This is a genomic window from Stenotrophomonas sp. NPDC077421 (genome assembly GCF_049545505.1).
GTDB lineage: Bacteria > Pseudomonadota > Gammaproteobacteria > Xanthomonadales > Xanthomonadaceae > Stenotrophomonas > Stenotrophomonas nematodicola.
Genome location: NZ_JBMWDP010000081.1, coordinates 1 through 1,891 on the forward strand (window position 1 = coordinate 1; position 1,891 = coordinate 1,891).

2 protein-coding genes are annotated in these 1,891 nt (G+C 64.8%); one reads left to right on the forward strand and one right to left on the reverse strand.

From position 1 onward, the window contains the following. A partial coding sequence (locus ACPEH1_RS20500; protein ID WP_423716313.1) for a rod shape-determining protein occupies positions 1-854 on the reverse strand: 854 nt, incomplete at its 3' end. Positions 855-1,129: 275 nt separating this feature from the next. Between ACPEH1_RS20500 and ACPEH1_RS20505 the strand changes: the two genes are divergently transcribed. Further along, a partial coding sequence (locus ACPEH1_RS20505; protein ID WP_423716314.1) for a carbohydrate kinase family protein occupies positions 1,130-1,891 on the forward strand: 762 nt, incomplete at its 3' end.

The following is a 1,891-nucleotide window of genomic DNA, read 5'->3' on the forward strand; positions in this document are numbered from 1 at the left end:
GCGCACAGTTCCGGCGGGGTCTGCTCCAGCGCCAGCTTGACCGCGCTGACGATGCCCGAGAGCGGCTCGTGCAGGGCTTCGAGCACCTCGTTGGAGCTGATCTTGATCATCTTCGGCACACCCTCGGCGAGGTTGCGCCCGGAGATCTCCATTTCGATCACTTCGGCCTGCGGGTAGGCGCAGCCCAGCTCGACCTTGATGCGCTCAGCGGTGGCTTCACCGATCAGCATGCCGTGGTTGCGGCGCACGTAGTTGGTGATCGACTCGTCGAAACGGTCGCCGCCGATGCGCACCGACGCCGAATAGACGATGCCGTTCAGCGAGATCACGGCCACCTCGGTGGTGCCGCCGCCGATGTCGATGACCATCGAACCGCGCGCCTCGGTCACCGGCATGCCGGCACCGATCGCGGCGGCCATCGGCTCCTCGATCAGGAACACGTCGCGCGCCCCGGCCTCTTCAGCCGATTCCTTGATCGCGCGGCGCTCGACCTGGGTCGAACCGGCCGGGACACAGACCAGCACGCGCGGGCTCGGGCGCAGGAAGCGCGACTTGTGCACTTTCTTGATGAAGTGCTTGAGCATCGCCTCGGTGTAGGTGAAGTCGGCGATGACGCCGTCCTTCATCGGGCGGATGGTGGTGATATGGCCCGGGGTACGGCCCAGCATCTGCTTGGCCTCGGCGCCGACCGCGGCAACCGAACGGGTGCCACCGATGGCGCGGTCCTGGCGCACGGCCACGACCGACGGCTCGTTCAGCACGATCCCCTGCCCACGTACGTAAATGAGGGTGTTGGCCGTGCCCAGGTCGATGGACAGGTCATTGGAGAACATGCCACGCAGTTTCTTGAACATCTGGGAGTTGATCCTGAGGGGTGTCGCGCCCAACGCGGGATGGCGAAAAAATGGGCAGAATTCGAGGCCGACAAGCCTAGCAATCCCCCTGTGCGCGAGCAAGGACAAATCTGGTGCAAAGCCAGCCTTCACGGCCATTCAGCCCAATCCGGACAGCCCGGGTTCTGGCCCTGTGGCGTCTCACCCGTTAACCTTTGCGCCGCAGGGCGCCCGAGGGCGCCGTTTCGTTGCCCGCCCGACGGGCCTCAACACCCTTTCCGCATAGGCCTTAATCGATGTCCGCTTTGATCTGTGGTTCTCTTGCCTTCGACACCATCATGGTGTTCCCGGACCAGTTCAAGAATCACATCCTGCCGGACAAGGTCCACATCCTGAACGTGTCGTTCCTGGTCCCGCGCATGCGCCGCGAGTTCGGCGGCTGCGCCGGCAACATCGCCTACAACCTGCACCTGCTGGGCGGCGAGCCGATCCCGATGGGCACCGTGGGCTCGGACTTCGGCCCCTACCGCGAATATTTCCAGGGCCTGGGCATCGACCTGAGCCGGGTCAAGGTGATCGACGAGCTGTTCACCCCGCAGGCGTTCATCACCACCGACCACGACAACAACCAGATCACCGCCTTCCACCCGGGCGCGATGATGCGGTCCTACGAGAACCACGTGAAGGACGTGCCGGGCGTCACCCTGGGCCTGGTCGGCCCGGACGGCCGCGAAGGCATGATCCAGAACTCGCAGGAATTCTTCGACGGTGGCGTTCCGTTCATCTTCGACCCGGGCCAGGCCATGCCGCTGTTCAACGGCCCGGAACTGCGCACGTTCATCGAGCAGGCCGACTACGTGGTGGTCAACGACTACGAGTCCAACCTGCTGCAGGAGCGCACCGGCTGGGATGAAAAGCAGATCGTGAGCCGGGTCAAGGCCTACATCACCACCCGCGGCCCGAAGGGTGCGGTCATCCACACCCCGGAGAAGACCTACGACATCCCGCCGGCGCACGAGCGCCGCGTGGTCGACCCGACCGGTTGTGGCGACGCCTTT